Origin of the sequence: Desertibacillus haloalkaliphilus, from assembly GCF_019039105.1 — a bacterium.
GTDB classification, from domain to species: Bacteria; Bacillota; Bacilli; order Bacillales; family KJ1-10-99; genus Desertibacillus; species Desertibacillus haloalkaliphilus.
Genome location: NZ_JAHPIV010000001.1, coordinates 156,216 through 178,518 on the forward strand (window position 1 = coordinate 156,216; position 22,303 = coordinate 178,518).

20 protein-coding genes and 1 other annotated feature are annotated in these 22,303 nt (G+C 41.0%); of the genes, 3 read left to right on the top strand and 17 right to left on the bottom strand.

All coding sequences use genetic code 11. The features are described from left to right. Positions 1–17: 17 nt before the first annotated feature. The 7 genes from fadR to zapA form a co-directional block, all read right to left on the bottom strand. A complete protein-coding gene (gene fadR, locus KH400_RS00730) occupies positions 18–608 on the bottom strand; it encodes a fatty acid metabolism transcriptional regulator FadR (RefSeq protein WP_312888995.1) in 591 nt (196 codons plus the stop codon). Between the two features lie 419 nt (positions 609–1,027). Next, a complete protein-coding gene (locus KH400_RS00735; protein ID WP_217221267.1) occupies positions 1,028–2,719 on the bottom strand; it encodes a long-chain-fatty-acid--CoA ligase in 1,692 nt (563 codons plus the stop codon). A 428-nt stretch (positions 2,720–3,147) separates the two neighbouring features. Further along, a complete protein-coding gene (locus tag KH400_RS00740) occupies positions 3,148–3,564 on the bottom strand; it encodes a DUF350 domain-containing protein (RefSeq protein WP_217221269.1) in 417 nt (138 codons plus the stop codon). 15 nt (positions 3,565–3,579) lie between these two features. Next, a complete protein-coding gene (locus tag KH400_RS00745) occupies positions 3,580–5,937 on the bottom strand; it encodes an endonuclease MutS2 (RefSeq protein WP_217221270.1) in 2,358 nt (785 codons plus the stop codon). A gap of 34 nt (positions 5,938–5,971) precedes the next feature. Then, complete coding sequence (gene polX / locus KH400_RS00750) at positions 5,972–7,684, bottom strand: DNA polymerase/3'-5' exonuclease PolX (RefSeq protein ID WP_217221271.1); 1,713 nt, start codon at positions 7,682–7,684, stop codon at positions 5,972–5,974. A gap of 166 nt (positions 7,685–7,850) precedes the next feature. Beyond that, on the bottom strand, positions 7,851–8,390 hold the full coding sequence (locus tag KH400_RS00755; protein WP_217221272.1) for a CvpA family protein: 540 nt from the start codon (positions 8,388–8,390) through the stop codon (positions 7,851–7,853). Further along, on the bottom strand, positions 8,383–8,649 hold the full coding sequence (gene zapA, locus KH400_RS00760) for a cell division protein ZapA (RefSeq protein WP_217221273.1): 267 nt from the start codon (positions 8,647–8,649) through the stop codon (positions 8,383–8,385). Before zapA ends, KH400_RS00755 begins: the two co-directional genes overlap by 8 nt. 231 nt (positions 8,650–8,880) lie before the next feature. On the opposite strand from zapA, the gene rnhC reads away from it, so the two are divergent. Continuing rightward, entirely contained in the window at positions 8,881–9,828 is a 948-nt protein-coding gene (rnhC, locus tag KH400_RS00765) for a ribonuclease HIII (RefSeq protein WP_217221274.1), read from the top strand. Between the two features lie 102 nt (positions 9,829–9,930). On the opposite strand, the gene KH400_RS00770 is transcribed toward rnhC, so the two are convergent. The 4 genes from KH400_RS00770 to KH400_RS00785 all read right to left on the bottom strand — a co-directional run bounded on the left by KH400_RS00770 (position 9,931) and on the right by KH400_RS00785 (position 14,960). After that, a complete protein-coding gene (locus tag KH400_RS00770; protein WP_217221275.1) occupies positions 9,931–10,320 on the bottom strand; it encodes a hypothetical protein in 390 nt (129 codons plus the stop codon). Between the two features lie 27 nt (positions 10,321–10,347). After that, positions 10,348–12,774 (bottom strand): phenylalanine--tRNA ligase subunit beta, encoded by a 2,427-nt coding sequence (gene pheT / locus KH400_RS00775; protein WP_217221276.1) that lies wholly within the window; start codon positions 12,772–12,774, stop codon positions 10,348–10,350. 15 nt (positions 12,775–12,789) lie between these two features. Next, positions 12,790–13,824 (bottom strand): phenylalanine--tRNA ligase subunit alpha, encoded by a 1,035-nt coding sequence (pheS, locus tag KH400_RS00780; protein ID WP_217221277.1) that lies wholly within the window; start codon positions 13,822–13,824, stop codon positions 12,790–12,792. Positions 13,825–13,917: 93 nt separating this feature from the next. Beyond that, positions 13,918–14,154, bottom strand: a binding site (T-box leader). 50 nt (positions 14,155–14,204) lie between these two features. Beyond that, entirely contained in the window at positions 14,205–14,960 is a 756-nt protein-coding gene (locus KH400_RS00785) for a TrmH family RNA methyltransferase (protein WP_217221278.1), read from the bottom strand. A gap of 182 nt (positions 14,961–15,142) precedes the next feature. On the opposite strand from KH400_RS00785, the gene sspI reads away from it, so the two are divergent. Next, positions 15,143–15,352, top strand: coding sequence for a small acid-soluble spore protein SspI (gene sspI, locus KH400_RS00790; RefSeq protein WP_217221279.1), 210 nt, complete (start codon positions 15,143–15,145; stop codon positions 15,350–15,352). An 85-nt stretch (positions 15,353–15,437) separates the two neighbouring features. On the opposite strand, the gene KH400_RS00795 is transcribed toward sspI, so the two are convergent. The 6 genes from KH400_RS00795 to KH400_RS00820 all read right to left on the bottom strand — a co-directional run bounded on the left by KH400_RS00795 (position 15,438) and on the right by KH400_RS00820 (position 21,604). Next, positions 15,438–16,523: a M42 family metallopeptidase gene (locus tag KH400_RS00795; RefSeq protein WP_217221280.1), complete on the bottom strand. Its 1,086-nt coding sequence runs from the start codon at positions 16,521–16,523 to the stop codon at positions 15,438–15,440. 95 nt (positions 16,524–16,618) lie between these two features. Then, complete coding sequence (locus KH400_RS00800; RefSeq protein WP_217221281.1) at positions 16,619–17,884, bottom strand: TRAP transporter large permease; 1,266 nt, start codon at positions 17,882–17,884, stop codon at positions 16,619–16,621. Next, on the bottom strand, positions 17,884–18,357 hold the full coding sequence (locus tag KH400_RS00805) for a TRAP transporter small permease (protein WP_217221282.1): 474 nt from the start codon (positions 18,355–18,357) through the stop codon (positions 17,884–17,886). Before KH400_RS00805 ends, KH400_RS00800 begins: the two co-directional genes overlap by 1 nt. A 160-nt stretch (positions 18,358–18,517) precedes the next feature. Next, positions 18,518–19,543 carry a TRAP transporter substrate-binding protein gene (locus tag KH400_RS00810; RefSeq protein WP_217221283.1) on the bottom strand — a complete coding sequence of 342 codons (1,026 nt, stop codon included), beginning with the start codon at positions 19,541–19,543 and terminating at the stop codon, positions 18,518–18,520. Between the two features lie 37 nt (positions 19,544–19,580). After that, entirely contained in the window at positions 19,581–20,954 is a 1,374-nt protein-coding gene (locus KH400_RS00815; protein WP_312888996.1) for an FAD-binding oxidoreductase, read from the bottom strand. Between the two features lie 161 nt (positions 20,955–21,115). Continuing rightward, positions 21,116–21,604 carry a dUTP diphosphatase gene (locus KH400_RS00820; RefSeq protein ID WP_217221284.1) on the bottom strand — a complete coding sequence of 163 codons (489 nt, stop codon included), beginning with the start codon at positions 21,602–21,604 and terminating at the stop codon, positions 21,116–21,118. Positions 21,605–21,745: 141 nt separating this feature from the next. On the opposite strand from KH400_RS00820, the gene KH400_RS00825 reads away from it, so the two are divergent. Next, positions 21,746–22,129 (top strand): sigma-w pathway protein ysdB, encoded by a 384-nt coding sequence (locus KH400_RS00825; protein ID WP_217221285.1) that lies wholly within the window; start codon positions 21,746–21,748, stop codon positions 22,127–22,129. Positions 22,130–22,303 lie beyond the last annotated feature (174 nt).

The following is a 22,303-nucleotide window of genomic DNA, read 5'->3' on the forward strand; positions in this document are numbered from 1 at the left end:
CATTCAAGTCTGTCTATCTATTTATCTACTGCAAAACCATTGATTAAAAATTGGTGCACAGGCTTTGCAAGTGATACCAAATCATATTTGCAACCTTTCATCACCCAATTGGTAACCACCTCGTCTAATGTACCAAAGATCATTTGCCGGCTTAGTCGGACATCAAGGTTGCTAGAAAAGAAACCGCTTTCTTTTCCTTCTAATAAAATAGAGTCAATCAAGCGTAAATAATCCTTTAATACGTCATTTATCTTCAGACGTAGTTCGGTGTTCGACTGTCTCAACTCTAGCTGTGTAACGATGGCATATGAATGATTTGCTGCTGCTTGGGTGAAATGCCTTTTTACTAATATATATAATTTCTCTTTAACGTCGTTAACTCCTGCTATTTCTTGTTCAATATCTAGGATAAATTTGCCCATCTTTTCTTTAAATAGAGATACTAAAATATCTTCCTTGTTTTTAAAATATAAATAAATCGTGCCATCAGCAACGCCTGCTTCTTTGGCAATTTTTGATACTTGGGCTTGATGATAGCCTTTTTCAGCAATCACTTTTACGGCTGCTTCTATAATCTGCTCGTATTTCAGTCCTTTTCGTTTGGCCACGTCATTCTTCCTTTCAGTAAGAAAAGCGCAAGGCGACCAACTATCGGCCATAAACACTGGTATACCGGTAGAAGAAACATGAAGCTTCAATTGGCGGACCAAAGTGAGCTCGAGCCGATGACGCCTGGTGCTAAACATTTTTCAAAGTACAATACTTTTACTACTTCATTAATGAATGACTATTCACTCATATTTCATATTGTAATAAAAGGTAAATGATTTGTCAATCCAAACGTCAGTTATTTTGAAATTTTTTGAAAAAGGAGTTTTTTTGAAAATCTAAAAATCTATCTTTATCATATACTAAATTTGTATATGAAACAATTAAAGTTTCTAAAAAAAGTGTAAGCGTTTTACATTATTGATTCCATGACAGTTGCTCTAAAGGCATCATTGAACCTTTAGAGCAACTGTTCATTTTATGTTTTACGTTTGTCCTCTTCCTCTTCTACTAAGACACGCCGCAAAATTTTTCCAACCATTGTTTTTGGTAGCTCGTCACGAAATTCATAGCGTTTTGGGACTTTATACGCAGCAAGATGTTTCCGACAAAAGGCATCAAGCTCTTTTTCAGCTACCTCATGTCCTTCCTTAACGACGATAAACGCTTTGACCGTTTCACCGCGATAGGAATCTGGTACCCCAATGACAGCTGCTTCTTGAATACTTTCATGCTTATAAAGCACTTCCTCAACCTCACGTGGATAGATGTTATATCCACCAGCAATGATCATATCTTTTTTTCGATCAACAATATAAAAGAACCCATCTTTATCCATGTAACCCATATCGCCGGTTAACAACCAATCCCCACGGAACGTTTCTGCCGTTGCTTCTGGGCGTTGCCAATAGCCCTGCATGACTTGTGGGCCGCGAATCATGAGCTCACCAACTTCATTGGGTCCTGCCATTTCGCCAGTTTCAGGTGAAAGAATTGCCGCCTCCGTATCAGGCCATGGGATGCCAATGCTACCTTCTTTTCGTTTTCCCCAAATCGGTGTCGATATTGAAACTGGTGACGTTTCAGTCATACCAAATCCTTCGACGAGGTTACCACCTGTGATTCGTTCGAATGTCTCTTGAACTTCGCGAGGTAACGGAGCAGCACCACTTAAACAAGCTTCGATCGATGAAAGATCGTATTTTTTGACGTTCGGGTCATTAATCAGCGACACGTACATCGTTGGTGCACCTGGAAAAATCGTAACCCGATGCTTTTCAATTGCTTTTAAGACATCTTTGGCCTCGAATTTTGGTAAAATAATCATTTTCATTCGATTCATGATCGCGACATTCATTACAACTGTCATTCCATACACGTGAAAAAACGGTAAAGCAGCTAGGACCTTTCCTTCTCCTTTTCCAATTTTGTACATCCACTGAATACATTGTGTTGTATTCACTACTAAATTGTAATGGGTAAGCATGACACCTTTTGCTGGGCCAGTCGTTCCGCCTGTATATTGAAGCAAGGCTAAATCGTCTTTTGGGGACAGGTCGACTTTGATCTCTTCCTCCCCTCCTTTATCAATGACCTCAGTAAATGGGAGGGTTTTCTCATCAAATGAGATTTCAACTTTTAGTTTGGACTTCTTTTTTTGAATATACGGATAGATTACATTTTTAGGAAAGGGTAAATAATCTTTGATGCTCGTCACAATGACATAGTCAAGCTCTGTCTCTTTTCTTATTTTTGACACGCGGGGAAATAGTAAATCAAGGCATACGATTACTTTTGCACCGGAATCAACTAATTGATGTTTGATTTCTCTTTCAACATAGAGTGGATTCATTTGCACGACAATCGCACCTGCCATTAAAGCCCCATAATAGCTAATGACTGATTGTGGACAATTGGCCAGCATAATTGCAACGCGATCACCTTTTTGTACACCTAATGAACGCAATTGGTTCGCAAATTTTATCGACTCTGTATACAATTCTCGGTAAGTCATTTCCTTACCAAGAAAATGAAGCGCGACCATGTTCGGATGCTTCCTATTTGCTTCCTGCAAATAGGAATGAAGTGTCCGTTCCTCATAAGTGAGAGAGGATGGCACCTCAGATGGATAATGCCTTAACCACACTTTCTCCTCAAGCGATATTGTCATTACGTTAGCCTCCTTATGTGCTCCCTACCTTCATGATCGAAAAACTTTCTATTACCATTGTATTGGAAACGCTTACCATCATGAGTATTTTTTATATGGACACTAACACGGCATCTCCTCTCTAGTGAAAGAATCTCTTACTTCCATTTTAGACGGTGTGAGTAAGCCTCCTTGATAATCACCATTGCTGGTAAACCTCGTGAGGGTGTGGTCCCCCTTTTCAATCAAAAAATCGACTGAACTCAAATTTCAGCCGATTTTATAAAAAGAACCTATATTTATTTCTGTCTTTCATGATATTCACAAAGAACTTCACATCATACGATGAACAATAGATAGATCAAACCAGCAATCATAAAAACCCCGCAACAGACATATAAAACTTTCCAAAGTGTTTCCACCTTCCACTCTCCTCTTTTCTTTTGTCACTAGCGTGCAACGATACTCGCTCCAATCACATAAGATAGCCCGACAGCTAGGATGAAAGCGATAAATCCGACCGCTCGATTATCTCGAGCGATCTCTTCATCAACCTTAAATTTCGGGGTTAGAAATTCAAACATAAAATAACAAAATAACAATAAACCAAACCCATACATTCCCCAAACAAGCATCGATAATAGTGAATCATGATAACTAATCGAATAACGAAAGACATTGCTAATTCCAAAGATCTTCCCAGATGTTGCTAGTGCAACGGCGCAATTACCGTTCTTGATTTCTTCCCAATTATTATACCTTGTTACCGTCTCAAAGACCGCTAATGAAACAATAATCGCAAGCACAGCAACACTATAATAAGCTGCGGTCTGTACAAAAGGATTTTCAATTAATTGTTCAATCATCCGAAAGCGCCTTTCTTATTTTAATTCAACAACGGTATTGCCAAGTCCACCTTCATTCATACCGGCATCCCGGGCACGTTTGACGTGACGGTGATTTTTCAACAGTTGTTTGACTCCCTTACGTAACGCTCCCGTTCCTTTTCCATGAATAATAGAGACTTGATGATATCCAGCCAGAATCGCATCATCTAAGTACTTTTCTACCTTTAGCATAGCGTCTTCATATCGTTCTCCACGTAAATCTAACTCGGGTTTTACATGGTGATCATTTCCTCTCACCGTAGCTAATGGTTTCGTCTCCACTTGCTTTGGTCGGTCAATATACTGAAGGTCATCTTTCTTTACCTTCATTTTCATAATACCAATTTGAACTTGAAATTCGTCATCACTGATCTTCTCAAGAATGTGACCTTTTTGCCCAAAGCTCAGTACTTTTACTTCATCACCAGCCTGTAGCTTATGCTCTGTTTTTTTCGGTTTAGGCTTTTTCTTCTTTTTTGATTGCAGTGTCGGTGCAGCTTCATCCAGCCGCTTCTTAGCATCAATCAATTGATGTTCTTTAACCGTCTGTGTCTCTTTTTGCCATTCACGGAGCTCTTCAATGATAAAATTCGCTTCTTCCTTAGCATCCTCAACCGCTCGGGTCGCCTTTTCTTCCGCTTCTACTAATATCGACGCTTTTTCTTGTTCAAGTGAATCAAGGTTTGCTACTAAATCTTGACGTAGACGTTCAGCTTCTTCTCGAACCTTGCGCGCTTCTTCTACATCGGCTTCTGCTGCTTTACGACTATCCTCTAATGAAGCGATCATTCGTTCAATTTGGTTATTATCACTGTCAATTTGCGCTTTCGCTTTTTCAATCACGTCTTCTCGTAACCCAAGGCGACGAGATATCGCAAACGCATTGCTTCGTCCTGGAACGCCAATCAACAACCGATAGGTCGGTCGCAACGTTTCAACATCAAATTCAACACTTGCATTCATCGCACCTGGGCGGTTATATGCGTAACCTTTCAATTCACTATAATGCGTTGTCGCAACTAAACGAGCACCACGACTATAGACATCATCTAAAATTGCGATTGCCAGTGCCGCCCCCTCGGTCGGATCTGTGCCGGCACCAAGTTCATCAAATAAGACAAGGCTATCATGGTCGACTTCATTTAAAATATCAACAATGTTTGTCATATGCGATGAAAACGTACTTAAGCTTTGCTCGATCGATTGTTCATCCCCAATATCCGCAAATACCGATTTAAAGACAGCAACCTCCGAGCCTTCTTCTACCGGGACATGAAGACCAGATTGCGCCATTAACGTTAGTAAACCAACCGTTTTTAACGTGACTGTTTTACCACCGGTATTCGGACCAGTGATAATTAACGACGAATAATCTTTACCGAGTTCAACGTCAATCGGTACGACTTCATCTGAAGGAATGAGCGGATGGCGCGCTTGATAAAGGTTAAGATGACCATCACGATTTAGTCTAGGTTGCGTCGCTTTCATTTGCTTACTATATAGCGCCTTCGCAAAGATAAAATCAACTTCTGCAAGCTGTGCGACGTTGTGTAACAAAACATCAACATGCTCTGACACGTGCGCTGACAGCTCTGCTAAAATGCGCTCGACCTCTTGTTTTTCCATCGCTCTTGCTTCACGAAGTTGGTTATTCATCAATACGACCGCTTGCGGTTCGATAAATAGGGTTGCACCTGAAGCCGATTGGTCGTGAACCATACCACCAAACGCACCGCGGTATTCTTGTTTCACCGGGATCACGTAACGGTCGTTTCGAATCGTAATAATCGCATCCGAAAGCTTCTTCTGGTTACCTGAGGAACGAATAATATTTTCGAGCTTTGATCGAATCCCTGACTCATAACTTCGCATTTGGTGGCGAATCGTCCGCAGTGTTGGGCTTGCTGAATCAAGCACTTCACCATTGTCATCGACACATTGTTTAATGTCACGTTCAAGGTCAGTGAGCGGCTCAATCTCAGCAACAATCCCCTCAAGTAACGGCAATTCAACCTCATCTTCAAGCATCGTTTCAATAAACTTTTTAAATCTTCGTCCCCCATAAATCGTGCTCGCAATTTCCAATAGTTCATGAGCATTTAACAACCCACCAATTTGCGCGCGCTTCACGCTTGCGCGAATATCACGGATTCCGCCTAATGGCGCTTGCCCCTTCAATCGCAGTACTTTCGTTCCTTCATACGTACGGTTTTGCCAATCATCGACTTCTTCAATGTTTGTCGACGGTTGGAGTTCACCAATCTTCTGCCTTCCGAGAGTCGACGCCGCATGTTCGAGTAACTGCTCTTTCATTTTTTTATATTCTAATACACGTAACACTCTTTCTATCATGCTTTTCCCCTTTCTAGCTATCACTAACTACACGTTAGTGATGACGAGTTAAAAACTGTTCCAACTCATCAAGTGACCACGTATTAAGTACAGACTTTTTCTTTACCATTCCCTTTTTTGCTGTGCTCACTCCAATTTCCATGTGATCGAGCATTGAAATGTCATGTGCATCTGTATTAATCGCTAGTTTCACACCTTGATCTTCAGCCTTCCGTAACCATTTCGCTGCTAAGTCTAATCGGTTTGGATTCGCATTTAATTCTAAAGCTGTATCGGTTTTTGCAGCTAATTCAATTAATAGTTCGAGATCAACATCATATCCTTCACGTCGTCCAATTAAGCGTCCGGTTGGATGAGCAATTAAATCAACGTTTTGATTATTTAACGCCGTTGTCAAACGGTCCATAATTGTCTGACGATCCTGTGAAAACGCTGAATGAATCGAGGCAATCACAAAGTCCATTTCAGCCATCATCACATCATCATAATCAAGCGTCCCATCCGGTAAAATGTCCATTTCAACGCCAGCTAATATTTTAAAATCATCATAGTTTTCGTTAAGACGCTCGATTTCTGCTCGCTGCTTACGGAGCCGTTCTTCCGTTAACCCGTTAGCGACTTTTAAAAACTTCGAGTGATCGGTAATCGCGATAAATGAATACCCTTTTGCCCTAGCTGCTTCCGCCATTTCCTCAATCGAATACGCTCCATCACTCCATGTTGAGTGCATGTGCAAATCACCGTTAATATCATCAAGATGAATGAGCGGGACCTCATCAGCAAACTGTTCAACTTCTCCTTGATCCTCACGAGCTTCTGGTGGGATCTCATGAAGTCCAAAATGGTTAAAGAACTCAGCTTCACTAGCAAAGGTTTGCACCTCACCAGTTTCAACGACCTCGACACCATATTCACTAATTTTTTCGCCACGCTCTTTAGCGAGCTGACGCATTTTTACATTGTGATCTTTTGACCCTGTAAAATGATGAAGCGTTGTTGCATAAGCCTTGTCCTCAACAAGTCGAAAGTCAACTGAGATTGTATAGTCATACGCAAGCTCAACTGATACCTTCGTATCACCACTTGCAATAATTGAGGACATTTTATCTAATTGGACTAATCGCTCACGTACAGCTGAAGGATCATCCGTAGAAATAATAAAATCCAAATCCTTCACAGTCTCACGCATACGTCGCAAGCTCCCAGCGCGTGAAAATCGCTTGATTTCAGGAATTTGTTTAAGCTGCTCTTCGATCTCATCAGCGATCGGTAGTACAAAAGCTAGCGGAAGTCGATCCGGACGTTGCCCCACTTCAGCAATCGCTGCTACGATCTTTTCTTCAGTCTTTTTACCAAAACCACTAAGAGATTGCACTTTGTTTTCAAGACAGGCTTGATTCAAGCTGTCCATGTCTGTAACCCCAAGTTCTTGATAAAGTTTACCGATTTTCTTTCCGCCTAATCCTGGCAACTTTAATAGAGGCAGTAAGCCAGCAGGCAACTCTGCTTGTAATTCCTCAAGCACCGTTGATTTCCCCAGCTCCCGTAACTCTTCAATCACTTCAGCTGTCCCTTTACCGATCCCTTTCAGTTTGGACGGATCCTCAATTTCTGTTATTGGCCGTTCATCCGTTTCTAGTGCCTGTGCGGCTTTGCGGTAAGCAGATGTCTTAAACGGATTTTCCCCTTTAATTTCCATATATATAGCAATTTGTTCTAACGTTTTTATGATCTGTTTTTTATTCATCACGATCGTCCTTTCCAAATGTCACGTACAACCTACCTTAAGCCATCATAAAATGTAGCGAAATAGAAATCAACATAGAACCCCTCTTTAGCCGAAAACGAACAAATAATAGGAAACGCCTGTGACAAACAAAAAGCTTCTCCTACAACGAGAGAAGCTTTTGTTCCTAGAGGTGGCTACTAATCCACAAGTCCTTAATCCATGCAGATAAAAATGGTGTGTAATTTAGTATAAGCTGAGCAACAAATGATCCGTGCAGAAGCTCTTGAACGAAATCAATTGGTAATAATGCCGCAACATGAAGAACAATAAATAATAGTAAATACGTTTCAATTACGGCCAGAGCCCCGCCAAGCCAGCGGTTTATCATTCGTAGAATCGGTAATTGAGCTAACACGTCTACCATCGAGCCGATAATTTGCAATAAGATTCTCGTACCAAAAAATAAAATCGCAAAAGCAATACCTGAATAATAGACATTCTCAAAGTCAAAACTAGAAATGAACATCGAAATCGGGTCATCGCCTGTTAGCTGTGGATACGGAATCCAAAGGCGTATATACGAAGCTAACTCTTGATAATAGAGATAAGCAACAATCAGTGAGACGACAAAACCTAGCAAATGAACAAGTTGCAAAATCATGCCGCGTCTCATCCCGACAAAAAAGCTTGCTACTAAAATTAAAAAAAGAATAACACTAAACATCGTTTCTTTCTTCCTTGTCTTTCTCGAGTTGTTCGAGTTTCTCCTGTAGTTTTATATATTCATCAACAACATTAACAGCAGTTAAAACCGCGAGGCGCGTTGTATCTAAATAAGGATTAACACTTTTGATCTCCCTCATTTTCTCGTCTACTTGTTTAGCCACTTTTGTAACGTGACTTGGTGCCTCATAGCCAACAATTGTATATTGCTGTCCGTATATTGATACCGTAGTCCTTTGTTTCTCCTTCCCATCTGCCACCAAAAAGCCTCCTATTCGTCATAAGAATCCTATCTTATATCATAACACGAACATTCCCATATGGAAATATTTCAAAATTGGAACGACTCACCAATCCTAGCTTGATTTACAATCATACGATGGACACCCTCGAATTCACTCGAACACTTATTCATGGCTTTGGTTTACGTCATGAAGGGTTCTGTTATACTGTATAAACAGTACTGCACGAAATAAAGGAGTGAAAAAAGGATGGCAAATTCCGTCTTAAAGGTATCAACGGCAACGATCGCCAAAATGAAAGAACATTACAGTACATACGTGCAAACCAAATCTCCACAAGGGGCTGTTTTTACTGCGAAACCACCCGGGTGTACGATTACCGCCTATCATTCCGGAAAAGTCCTATTTCAAGGGAAGAATGGTGAAGTAGAAGCGAGTCAGTGGCAAGGAGAGACAAGCGCTTCGCAAGCAAACTCCACACAAAAAAAGCCAAAAAAAGCACACGGCTACGAGCCTCCACAACATATCGAATCGATGTCGATTATCGGTTCTGACGAAGTCGGCACTGGTGATTACTTCGGTCCAATTACTGTTGTTGCTGCGTTCGTAGGTCGCAATCAAATTGCATTGATGAAAGAGCTTGGTGTCAAAGATTCAAAACATCTCACCGACAAGCAAATTGTAGCGATTGCCAAAGACCTGATCAAAACCATACCATACAGCCTGCTTGTCCTCCGTAACGAGAAATATAATCAAATGCAGCAAAAAGGGATGTCGCAAGGCAAAATGAAAGCTATCTTACATAACCGCGCTCTCCTCAATGTCATTGATAAACTTGAAGGAACCTCTTATGATGGTATCTTAATTGATCAGTTTGTTGAGCCAACAACCTTCTTCTCACACCTCAAATCAGAAAAAAGAAAGCTGCAAGGCGAGATCTTTTTTAGTACGAAAGCAGAAGGAATCCACCTTTCCGTAGCAGCCGCTTCAATTATCGCTCGTTATGCGTTTTTAAAGGAATTTGAGGCCTTATCTGCAGAAGCTGGATTTGACATTCCAAAAGGAGCCGGACGCCATGTTGACGTCGCCGCAGCTCAATTAATGAAAGCAAAAGGAGCCGATCAACTAAACCATTTTGTGAAACTCCATTTTGCTAATACAATGAAAGCTAAGCAGCTAGCATCAGCCTCACATTAACAACTTCTGGCTAAGCAATTGGAACCATGATGCTCATATAAAACAATACGAAAGGGTGCTTGAGAGAAGGTAAAAACAACCGATTCTCAAGCACCCTTTTTTTTAACGATTCTTTAAAAACAACTGTTGCCACTCATCTTTTTTGTTCACCGTGATCCAACGGTCAACAGCTGTACCCGGTAGTTCTTGTAACTCGTCGTACTGATGTTGATGATTAAGTAGCCTACGAATTAAATGATCATACACCGCTTTGTAATGTTTCGTCGCCTCACCACAGCTCATTTTATTCTCCCCACACAGTGGGCAGGTATGCCGCAATAAACTTGCCGGTTCATGAGGGACAATTCGGTTAACGACCCACTTTTGATCATGCTGCAAGTACAATAGATCTGTCGTAAACAAAAACTCTTGATGTCCATCCATTTCAAACACGACATTCCACACAAACGAATCAACTTTTTCTATCGAACAGATATCAGTAACTTCAAACAAATGCTTCTCCCCTTTTTATTCAAGCATTTATCCTCGCAACGTTGCGCCTGCTTGTTTTTCTAATTGTGATAATACATTCGTATGAACCTTCGTCACTTCTTCATCCGTTAATGTCCGCTCAGGATCATAATATTTTAATGAGAAGGCAAGGGATTTCTTTCCTTCTTCCATGTGCTCCCCTTGATATAAATCAAATAAGTAGACATCCTTGAGAAGGTCTTGCCCAGCTGTCTCAATCACCGTTTTCACGTGATCTGCACTTACATCCTCATCAACAACTAACGCAATATCTCTTGTGATCGATGGATAGCGTGGAAGCTGTTGATAGAAAACAGCATCTACTTCAGCTTCTAATAATGTCTCAAGCTCAAGCTGGAACACATACGTTTCGTTTAGGTCTAATTCTTTTTGCAAGCTTGGGTGGACTTGTCCAATCACACCAACTTCTGATCCATTGTGTTCGACAATCGCTGTTCGTCCAGGGTGGAAACCAGGTTTTTGCCCTTGTGTAAACGTGATTTCACTTTCTAAGCCTAGCTTAGCAAATAAGCCTTCAAGTACCCCTTTGACAACGAAAAAGTCAACGAGCTTCTTCTCTTGTTGCCAAGGATGATTTTGCCACACACCAGTAAATGCACCAGCGACCATTTCTTTTTCGGTTGGTTGCTTGGTAACGACCTCTTCCTCACTTAAAAAGATTGAACCAACTTCATATACTGAAACATCATTGACGTTACGATTGCGATTATAGCTAATCACATCAAGTAAATGAGGGAGTAGACTCGTTCTCATCGTACTACGATCCTCACTCATTGGCATCGAAAGAGTGACAGGTGTTAGCCCTTCATTTTCACCTGCTAATCCCTTCGCCTGTTTTGGTGTTGTCAGTGAGTACGTAATCGCCTGCGAAAGACCAGCCGTTTCTAAATAACGACGAACGACACGGCGTTTTGCTTGGTAATCTGTTAGTGCTCCTGGTGTTGTTGCACCAATAGGTAGTGTCGTTGGAATATGATCATACCCGTATAAGCGAGCCACTTCTTCGATAATGTCTTCTTCAATTTCAATATCAGCTCGTCTAGTTGGTGCATAGACCGTGAATGTTTCTCCTTCAACAGTGAATTCAAATTGAAGTCGCTTGAAGATTTCGCTTACGTCATCACCTGACAATGATGTTCCAAGTAATTGATTAATACGAGTCAGTGTTACCGTTACTTTTTGTTCTGATAGCGTTAAGTAATCTGCTTCTACAATGCCAGACACGACCGTTCCACCAGCAAGTTCAGCCATTAGCTGTGCAGCACGATCTGCCGCTTTAGCCACACGATTAGGATCGACACCTTTTTCAAAGCGATGACTAGAGTCACTACGTAACCCTAAATCTTTTGATGCTTGGCGAACAGTCGGGCCTCTAAAATAAGCCGCTTCAATTAACACTGTTGTCGTATCATCTTCAACTTCTGACGTTGCTCCACCCATGACACCGGCAACGGCAGTAGGTTCATTCCCGTTTGTGATCACAAGGTGCTCACTTGATAGCTTTCTTGTTTCACCATCTAACGTGACGATCTCTTCACCCTCACGTGCGTGACGGACGACAACTTCTTTTGAACCAAAACGATCATAATCGAAAGCATGAAGGGGTTGTCCATATTCTAATAATACGTAGTTGGTAATATCAACGACATTACTGATTGGACGGATTCCTGATGCAATCAAGCGATTTTGCATCCATAGCGGTGATGGTCCAACCTTAAGATCCTTGACAATTCTTGCGCCATAATAAGGGTTATCCTCTTGCGCTTCAACCTTGACTGAAATATAGTCAGCCGCCTGCTCACTTGATTCTGAAAGCTCTACCGTAGGAAGCTTCACTTCACGCCCAAGAAGCGCTGCCACTTCATAAGCGACCCCTATCATGTTAAGGCAATCGGCACGATTTGGTGTTAAGTCCAACTCTAACACTTCATCATTTATGTTTAGATGCTCAAGCGCATCAGTTCCTGTTTCAACATCATTCGGGAATACAAAGATTCCGTCCGCAAATTCTTTGGCAACGAGCTTACTCTCAATGCCTAGCTCTTGTAAGGAGCAGATCATACCATGAGAAGCTTCCCCACGCAGCTTTGCTTTTTTGATTTTAAAATTGCCTGGAAGAACCGCACCGACTTTTGCGACAGCTACCTTCTGTCCTGCTGCAACATTTGGTGCCCCACACACAATTTGTGTATTTTCTTCTTCGCCGATATCAACCTGACAAAGGTTTAGCTTGTCTGCGTTCGGATGTTGTCCACATTCAACGACATGACCGATCACGACGTCCTTAATACCTTTATTAAGCGAATGAATAATATCAACTTCAACACCGCCACGTGTTAATTTTTCGGCAATATCAGCCGCTGTTAAATCACTAATATCAATATATTCTTGTAACCATCGATATGAAACTAGCATTTGTTTTGTTCCTCCTTACGCCCGTTTAAATTGTTGTAAAAAGCGGTAATCGTTTGTATAGAAATGACGAATATCGTCGATGCCATACTTTAACATTGCAAGTCGTTCAACACCCATTCCAAAGGCAAAACCACTATATTTATTTGGATCAAATCCACCCATTTCAAGTACACGTGGGTGTACCATGCCAGCTCCTAACACTTCAATCCAGCCCGATTGTTTACACACTCGACAGCCGTCTCCGCCACACATCACACATGAAATATCAACCTCAACTGATGGCTCTGTGAATGGGAAAAAGCTTGGGCGTAAACGAATTTTTTGATCTGGACCAAAGAACTTTTTCGCAAAAGTTTCAAGTACGCCCTTCAGATCACTCATGCGTACATTTTCGTCAATGTAAAGTCCTTCGATTTGCATAAACTGATGGGAATGTGTCGCGTCGTCATCATCACGACGGAACACTTTACCTGGACAAATAATTTTGACTGGACCTTTTCCTTCATACTTTTCCATCGTTCTTGCTTGCACAGGTGATGTATGAGTACGTAATAATAAGTCATTTGTAATATAGAATGAATCTTGCATATCACGAGCCGGGTGTTCCTTCGGCAAGTTTAGTGCCTCAAAGTTATAATAATCCGTTTCAACTTCAGGGCCTTCAGCAACGGAGAAGCCCATTCCCATAAAGACATCCTCAACATGTTCAACAACACCTGTTAACGGATGACGACTCCCTACTTGTACCGGACGTCCTGGTAATGTGACATCAATGCTTTCTGCTGCGAGCTGTTGCTCAACCGCTTCTTCTTCTAAACGCTGTTCCTTTTGTTCAAGTTTTTCCGTGATCGCAGCGCGAACATCATTTGCCATTTGTCCAACCTTTGGACGCTCTTCAGCTGATAATTTCCCCATGCCACGAAGAACTTCTGTGATTGGCCCCTTCTTCCCTAGATAAGCCACTCGAATTTCTTGTAATGCTTTTAAGTCACTTGCTTCTTCAACTTTTGCGATTGCTTCTGCTTGCAACGCCTCTAAACGCTCTTGCATGACTCTTTCCTCCTTTATGGAATCAGATTTTAACAAGTTTTAGTGATCGCTATCTCCTATTAGGGGGAACAACAAAAAAAGCCCTCATCCCAAAAAAGGGACGAAAGCTTCGCGGTACCACCCTAATTAACAGTAGCTCCTGCTACTGTTCACTTCATTACGATAACGGCTTCTGCCGGTTCAACCTTAATAAGAAACACAAATGATCCTTATCATCCGGTGACAGCTCCAGAGTGAATTCAACTGTGTTGCCATAGAAATGCTTTCAGTCCAGGACATTTCCTCCCTTCATGGCACTTGCAGCCTACTACTCTCCTTCAACACTCTTACTTATGTACAATTTCTATCTATTATAGATAAAAAAAATTAGACTTGCAACTCTACCCACGTAAATAATAAAGCAAAATCCCTGTAGCCACCGCAACATTTAGCGATTCATTTTTCCCATAAATAGGAATATAGAGGTTTTGATCGGTTTGTTCAAGCAACGATTTGCTCACACCTTCTCCTTCATTTCCAACAATAAGTGCAAACTGCTGTTGCGGTTCGATCGCTGTAAACGAACTTCCACCTTCAAGTGCCGTTCCAAAAACAGGAAGCCCTTGCTGCTTACAAACTTCGATCGCTTCGCTCAAGTCTTTCTTGATAACTGGAAGATGAAAAATTGAACCTTGCGTTGCACGAATGACCTTACTATTATAAACATCGACACTCCCACTTCCAACAATCACTCCAGACATTCCAGCACTATCAGCCGTTCGAATCATCGTCCCAAGGTTACCCGGGTCTTGGATCGCATCAACGAAGAGATATCGCCCTTCTGCAAGAATGTCTAGACCTGTCTGTTCGATTTTACAAATAGCAGCAATTCCTTGCGGGGTTTCGGTTTCACTAATTTCTTTCATCACCCGTTCGGTTACAATCGTCACCGAAACATTGTCAACGACCCACCCTGTTGGGATTGAAAACTGTTCATCGACAATCAGTTCTTCAATGTCAGCTTCTGCTTGCAATGCTGCTTCGATGAGATGTGTCCCCTCAATTAAGACGCTCCCCTGTTGCTCACGTCCTTTTTTTGTATGAAGCTTCTTCCATTGTTTTACTCTTTGGTTTTTATGTGATTCAATGCGGTTCATGATTCTTCTATCACCTTTTCTACTCGTTATTTCACGTTTGATAAACGTTGACGGTCAACTTGTTTTCTTTAAAATTATAACCCACAAATTGGTACATAATCCAAAACAAATAATGAAATACTATTTGTAAAGCAATCAATTGATAGCTTATTACACATTTTAGCATACAGGAGGTGTGACACGTGAGTTTTAACTTACGACAAGCAATCTTATCTAATGTTGCAGGAAGTGATGAAAAACAAGTTGAAGCAACGATTCAGGATGCGATGCAAAGTGGCGAAGAAAAAATGCTTCCAGGTCTTGGTGTACTTTTTGAAGTGTATTGGCAACATGCAGATGAATCTGCTAAAAACGAAATGATCTCACAAATTGCCGATGGGCTTCGTCAATAAAATGACACTGTAGAGTTCATTGTTTCCATTTCGAAGCAGTCAAAAAAGCCGGTCGTAAAATTAAACCGGCTTTTTTGACATGCTATCATGAAAATGTAATTTCTTTCACTGTTTCAGCATCTAACTTCTTAATGACTTCAACAATCAGTTTTACTGCATTTTCAAAGTCATCACGATGGAGAATCGCTGCATGAGTATGGATATAACGAGTCGCAATCGTAATCGATAATGCTGGTACACCATTTGCCGTTAAATGAATCGATCCCGAATCCGTACCCCCACCAGGAACGGCATCGAACTGATATGGAATCTTTTTCTCATCAGCAGTATCTGTGACTAGGTCACGAAGCCCTTTATGAGAAACCATTGATGCGTCATAGACGATAATCTGTGGGCCATCACCCATTTTCGCTAATGCATCCTTTGTCGTTACACCCGGTGTATCACCAGCAATGCCAACATCAACAGCAAAACCGATATCAGGCTGGATCTGATTTGTCGCTGTTTTTGCCCCACGTAAGCCGACTTCTTCTTGAACCGTACCAACACCATACACAGTATTCGGATGATCCTCATTTTGAAGCTGACGTAACACCTCAATAGCAATCGCACAACCAATACGGTTATCCCATGCCTTTGCCATTAAATATTTTTCGTTTTTCATGACTGTAAAGTCACAAACAGGCACAATGGCATCTCCCGGACGAATACCAAACTCTTGGGCTTCCTCTTTACTGGATGCACCAATATCAATGAACATGTCTTTCTTATCCATCGATTTCTTGCGTGCTTCTGGTGGTAGAATGTGTGGTGGTTTTGATCCGATCACTCCGGGTACATTGCCTGTTCGTGTCATAATCGTTACTCGTTGCGCGAGCATTACTTGCTCCCACCAGCCACCAACCGTTTGAAACTTAATGAACCCTTTGTCATCAATGTGGGTAACCATAAATCCGATTTCATCAAGGTGACCTGCGACCATGATTTTCGGACCACTTGCCGTCCCTTGCTTTTTCGCAATTAAGCTACCAAGATTATCGGTTGACACCTCATCTGCTAATGGTTCAATGTGCTTTTTCATCACTTCACGAGGTTCGCGCTCATTACCTGGAATCCCATTTGCATCGGTCAATTCTTTTAACATTTGTAACGTCTCATCTAGGTTCGCCATATGTAAAACCTCCTTTAGCTTCTGTATGATCATTTCTCATCCATTATAACGATAACTAAAAAATAGCACAATTTTTCCAACAGGCCCCGACAAGACTAGTCAACAAAAAACAAACTTAGCGCTGGAATAAATGAAATAATTAAAATGTTGATAATCATGACGATAATAAAAGGAATAATGGCACGTAACAAACTTTCAAACCTTGTCCCAGCTATATTTGAGGCAACGAATAAATTGATACCAACCGGTGGTGTAATAAATCCAACGGCTAAATTCACGATCATAATAATACCAAAATGAACCATATCGATCCCTAACGCTTGAGCAACTGGAGCTAGAATTGGTGTTAAAATGATAATCGCTGCCGCGGTTTCGAGAAAAATTCCAATAATAAGTAAAATCAAATTAATAATTAAAAGAGCAATGATCCAATTGTCGGTAATCCCTAGCATCAGTTCCGTAATTTGTGCTGGAATTCTTTCTCGAGTTAAGTAATAGCCAAAAATGGAGGCCCCAGCGATAATAAACATAATCACAGATGTCGTAATAATCGATGATGTGAAGATCTCCATTAAGTCCTTCCATTTGATTTCACGGTAGATGAGAATACCTACAATAAGACCGTAAACAACTGCAACTAGTGCAGCTTCTGTCGGTGTAAACACCCCTCCATAAATACCACCGAGAATAATGACTGGCATCAGTAGGGCAAGAAATGCATCTTTTAACGCTTTAAGAAAATCAATAAATCCGTAAGCTTCTCCGCCCCCGTAGCCCTTAAATAGCGAGATCACATAGACCAGAATAATTAATGAAACAACAACGAACACCCCAGGAATAATTCCTGCAATAAACAAATCACTAATGGATACACCAGCAGCTACACCAAACAAGACTAACGGTACACTCGGTGGAATCATAATCCCTACCGTACCACCTGTGGCTTGAATGGCCGTCGCAAAGTTTTTATCATAGCCTTTTTTCACCATCGCAGGAATAAGAATCGAACCAACGGCGGCCGTTGTTGCTGCTGCTGATCCTGATATCGCTGCAAAAAAAGCACAGGCAACAATCGAGACAATCGCGAGTCCACCACGAACACGACTGAAGATGACATTAGCTAAATGGATTAAACGTTTTGAGATCCCCCCTGTTTCCATTAATTTCCCTGCTAAAATAAAGAAAGGAATCGCAAGTAAGGGAAACGAATCGACCGAATTAAACATTCGTTGCATAATCGCAACAAGTGGAACCGAATCTTGAATGATAAAGATCAGTGAAGCAGACATTCCGAGCGCAATCGCAATGGGTACATTAATTAAAAATAAGACAAATAATAAAACGAACAATAGAACACTCATTATGCCTCCTCCCCTCTCCTTAGATCCTCAAATACTCCAGCAACTAAATTAATGGTTAAGACGATACCACTAATTGGTATCACCAAATAAATGGCCCCCATTGGGATTCTAAGTACCGGTGACAATTGATTCATCGAACGTTCTGACAGATGGAACCCTTGTTGAATCATGAGCCAGAAGAACCCTATGCATACAATAGCAGCGATCACCGTTAACAACCTCCGTAACAATAGTGGTGATTTTTCGACTAAGATTGACATCCCGATATGAGACTTTAATGACATCGCATAGGCTGCCCCTAAAAATGTAATCCAAATTAAACAATAACGTGCTAGCTCTTCGGTCCAGGCGAGCGGTTGATTTAAGACAAACCGAAATAACACTTGGCAAAAAACAGCAACGATCAATACAGTTAAAATGACAATGAGAAAATATTTGATGATTTGATTCATTGTCGCAATGATTTTCCCCATATGCTTCACCCTCTTGTTCAACCCTGCTATCATCTACCGAGCAGGAGTGTTTCTTTCTATTGGTGTTTTTGTTTAGAAAAAAACGGGAAGAAGTCTCGAGTTTACCTGCCTATTTTTCCAGCAGTCTCAGAAGTCTCCTCCCGTTTTTTATAAAATGACATTATTGAGCTTCTAAAATCTCATTTAATAATTCTTGGTATTCGAAGCTGTCATAGACTGAGCTAATCCCTTCACGAAAAGGCTCTACATCTACATCTTCAAGGATTTGCATCCCTTGTTCACGTAGCGTATCTAGTGACTCTTGCTCCATTTCAATAATAAGATCACGTTGATAGGCGCCAATGTTTTGTCCTTCTTCAACAACGATATCACGCAAGTCTTCTGGTAATTGATCATACGTTTCCTGACTCATCATATAGATCGCAACAGAATACACATGGTTCGTCAGTGTCATATACTCTTGGTTTGAATCATATAGGTTAAATTGATCAGCAACGATCGCGGGATTCTCTTGCCCATCAACAACCCCTTGTTGCAAAGCAGTTAATGCTTCTGTCCACGCCATCGGTGATGGTCGTGCGCCAAGCTCTTCAAATGCGGCTAAATGAATATCATTTTCTTGCGTACGAATACTTAATCCATCAAGGTCTGCTGGCTCTTCAATCGGATGTAAGCTATTTGTAATATGGCGGAACCCATTCTCAGCCCATGATAACGGTACAATTCCTTCTGCTTCTAAGCTCGAGAACAGTCGATCACCGATTTCACCTTCTAATACAGCGACAGCGGAATCTCGATCATTAAATAAAAATGGTAAATCTAGAACCCCTAGTTCTGGTACAAAGTTTGTTACAGGTGCTGTTGATGAAACAACGAGATCAACCGTTCCAAATGTTAACCCTTCTGTCAACTCACGCTCTGCCCCAATTTGACTATTTGGGAATGTTTCGATAATCACTCGTCCATCCGTACGTTCCTCAACGTTTTCAGCCATTTGTAAAAACGCTAATTCATAAGGATGATCATCTGGTAATGAATGTCCTGCTTGTAAAACATACACCTCTTCTTCACCTGCTGAGTCCGCTGTTCCTGACTCGTCGCTGCTCGTTTCTGAGCCACCACAAGCAGTAAGAACCATACTCACGATGACCGCAAGCACTAGTAAATAAAATTGACTTCCCTTCATTTCCTAACTCCCTTTCTTTTCTATATGTTTTTTAACTTTACAAAGAATTCTTTGTAAAAATTTTACCTGGATTTAATATTCCTTTTGGATCAAGTGCTTGTTTAATTGTCTGCATCACGTCATAGGCTTCTTGGTGTTCTCTTCGTTGATAGATGGCTTTCCCAACGCCTACCCCATGCTCCCCAGTACATGTACCGCTTCGGTCTAGGGCGTCATCAACAATCTCGGCATTGAGTTGCTTCGCTTTTTTTACATCCTCTGGTTCATCGACATCAACCATTAGTAACACGTGAAAATTCCCGTCACCGACATGACCAACAATAGCTCCATCTAAGCCAATGTTCTCAATCGCCTCTCTGGCATGAATGATCGCTTCTGATAACTCGGATAATGGCAGACTAACATCAGTCACCATCAATTTCTTTCCGGGGAAACCATGAATAAATGCATAGGCTAGATTATGCCTTGCCTCCCACAGCTGATGTCTAGCCTTGGAATCTAGCTCAAAGGCAATATCCTCACAGCCTAAATCCAATACAATATCTTTTGTAAATTCAACATCCTGCTTTAAACCACTTTCATTTCCATGAAACTCTAAAAACAGTGTTGGCTGTTCCGCGTAGGCCGTTTGGCTATGTTGATTAACTTGTTTAATCGAACGAGCATCGACCAACTCAACTCTAGCAATTGGAATACCTGCAGATAGAATCCCTACAACCGCATCAACCGCTGCATGTATCGTAGGAAATGATGCGCGTGCCGCCATGATTTTTTCAGGAATCCCATATACCTGTAAGGTTAATTCCGTAATCACACCGAGCGTTCCCTCAGAACCTACCATTAATCCATTTAGGTGATAACCAGAGGATGACTTTGCCGATAATCCCCCTGTATGGATCAAGGTCCCACTCGCTGTCACCACTTCTAAGTCCCGAACTTGATCACGCATAATCCCATATTTAACCGAAGTTGTGCCACTTGCATTCGTTGCGGCCATCCCACCGAGCGTAGCATCAGCACCTGGATCTACAGAGAAAAACAATCCATATTTTTTTAGCTCTTTATTTAGCTGAGACCTCGTTACCCCCGGCTGGACTTTGACGAGAAAGTCACCTTCCTTGACCTCAATGATCTTATCCATCATAGACATATCTAGTGAGATTCCACCTTCGTATGGAATCACATGACCTTCTAGGCTTGTCCCTAAACCAAATGGAACAATTGGTATGTTGTTCTCATTTGCATAAGCAACCACTTGACGAACTTCATCACTATTGATTGGAAAGACGACAACATCAGGGAGACTAGGTGTATGGTATGATTCATCTCGACTATGTTGTTGGAGCATGGTTTCATTTGTACTCACCCGCTCCTTTGGAATGATTTGCTGCAACTGTTCTTGTAAATTCACGGCTTACTCCCCCTTGTCTAATTTCGCCAAATAGCGACAATTGGCATTTGTCGATTCTACAGTCTTTTCTCTCACACAAAAATGAAAGGCAATTTTGTATATTTTAATACTTTTTCGATAATTTAGTCAAATAAAAAAAGAGAGCTTTGCCCTCATTTTTGTTAATAGCCTTGATCTTGTCTTTCGTGGTTGACTATATTTTTCTTTACATACGCCTGCTCAACTTCACTAGTTGCAAAGCCTAACAACGAACCAAGGACAGTATATTCACGGAATAACTGTTCATAGTTCTCTTTTGATAATGACTTTTTAAAGGTCGTAATTCCATCAAAAACAACTCCAAATTGATAAACAAGATCATCTGTTTCTGGCTTTGCATCAGTGATCGTAATCGTACGGTAATCACATGCTAACCCTAAAGATAATAAGAAGTGTATTCCATCGACATACTCTTCTAGAATAATTGTTCGTTCTGCACTCGGTTTTTTACTCCAGTACTTAAAACATCTAGTTTCATTAGCTAGCTCTGCTAATTCGACTTGCAATGCCACTATTTTTTCAGCAAGTAAATTACGTCCATTGAGGTTATGATCATGAACAATTCGATCGTCTAACTGTTGTTGCATTGTAAATAGTTTTTCTAAATTCAACGTTGTTCCACTCCTTATCGCTACCATTTAAACAATTATCCCATTATTATAACAAAATGAAACTTTTTCGTGTGATTTTCGTATACAATAGAAACAGATACTACATATACCATTTCTACTTTTTAGAGGGGGCTTCATACGATGGTGATTTTATTTCGAATACTCCTTTTAATTGCGATCATTGTTCTTGTTTATAGTGCAATTAAATACTTAGTAAACCCAAAACGAAAACTTGAATTAGCCCATGAGAAAAAGCAGTTTTTCTTTCATGATGATAAAAAGAACGTCCGCAAAAACTTTTTAATCACCTATAAAGGTGTCTTATTTGAAGGGGAAAAGTACCTTGGAACCACCGAAAATGCATTTGAAGTGGTCTCCATTTACGTCTGGGCTAAACACCCTGACAAGCTACAAGGACTTGACCGTCAAGACTTCTATTTTATCGAAAAAGAAATTTTCATCCAATACCCAAACGCAACGATTGAATGGAAAAGTCCAATTAAAGAATTTTTAAAACATGAATAACAGTAGTAACCCTAAAACAGTCTCCACTACACCGATGTAATGGAGACTGTTTTAGGGTTTATATGTAGTTTAAAGACATCATATCTAGCACAGGCCTCCAAACGGTGCTAACCGTTTGCGGCGACGTTAGTCGACGTAGTGGATATCAAGTTGAATGCGGTGTAAGCCTGTTTT

Bases quoted from the DNA above. Each gene is read 5' to 3' on its own strand.
- polX (WP_217221271.1), bottom strand. From the start codon at position 7,684: ATGAATAAAAAACAGATCATAAAAACGTTAGAACAAATTGCTATATAT.
- KH400_RS00805 (WP_217221282.1), bottom strand. From the start codon at position 18,357: ATGGGGAAAATCATTGCGACAATGAATCAAATCATCAAATATTTTCTC.
- KH400_RS00800 (WP_217221281.1), bottom strand. From the start codon at position 17,884: ATGAGTGTTCTATTGTTCGTTTTATTATTTGTCTTATTTTTAATTAAT.
- KH400_RS00785 (WP_217221278.1), bottom strand. From the start codon at position 14,960: ATGAACCGCATTGAATCACATAAAAACCAAAGAGTAAAACAATGGAAG.
- KH400_RS00810 (WP_217221283.1), bottom strand. From the start codon at position 19,543: ATGAAGGGAAGTCAATTTTATTTACTAGTGCTTGCGGTCATCGTGAGT.
- KH400_RS00740 (WP_217221269.1), bottom strand. From the start codon at position 3,564: ATGATTGAACAATTAATTGAAAATCCTTTTGTACAGACCGCAGCTTAT.
- pheS (WP_217221277.1), bottom strand. From the start codon at position 13,824: ATGCAAGAGCGTTTAGAGGCGTTGCAAGCAGAAGCAATCGCAAAAGTT.
- KH400_RS00825 (WP_217221285.1), top strand. From the start codon at position 21,746: ATGGTGATTTTATTTCGAATACTCCTTTTAATTGCGATCATTGTTCTT.
- KH400_RS00735 (WP_217221267.1), bottom strand. From the start codon at position 2,719: ATGACAATATCGCTTGAGGAGAAAGTGTGGTTAAGGCATTATCCATCT.
- KH400_RS00745 (WP_217221270.1), bottom strand. From the start codon at position 5,937: ATGATAGAAAGAGTGTTACGTGTATTAGAATATAAAAAAATGAAAGAG.
- rnhC (WP_217221274.1), top strand. From the start codon at position 8,881: ATGGCAAATTCCGTCTTAAAGGTATCAACGGCAACGATCGCCAAAATG.
- pheT (WP_217221276.1), bottom strand. From the start codon at position 12,774: ATGCTAGTTTCATATCGATGGTTACAAGAATATATTGATATTAGTGAT.
- KH400_RS00755 (WP_217221272.1), bottom strand. From the start codon at position 8,390: ATGTTTAGTGTTATTCTTTTTTTAATTTTAGTAGCAAGCTTTTTTGTC.
- KH400_RS00795 (WP_217221280.1), bottom strand. From the start codon at position 16,523: ATGGCGAACCTAGATGAGACGTTACAAATGTTAAAAGAATTGACCGAT.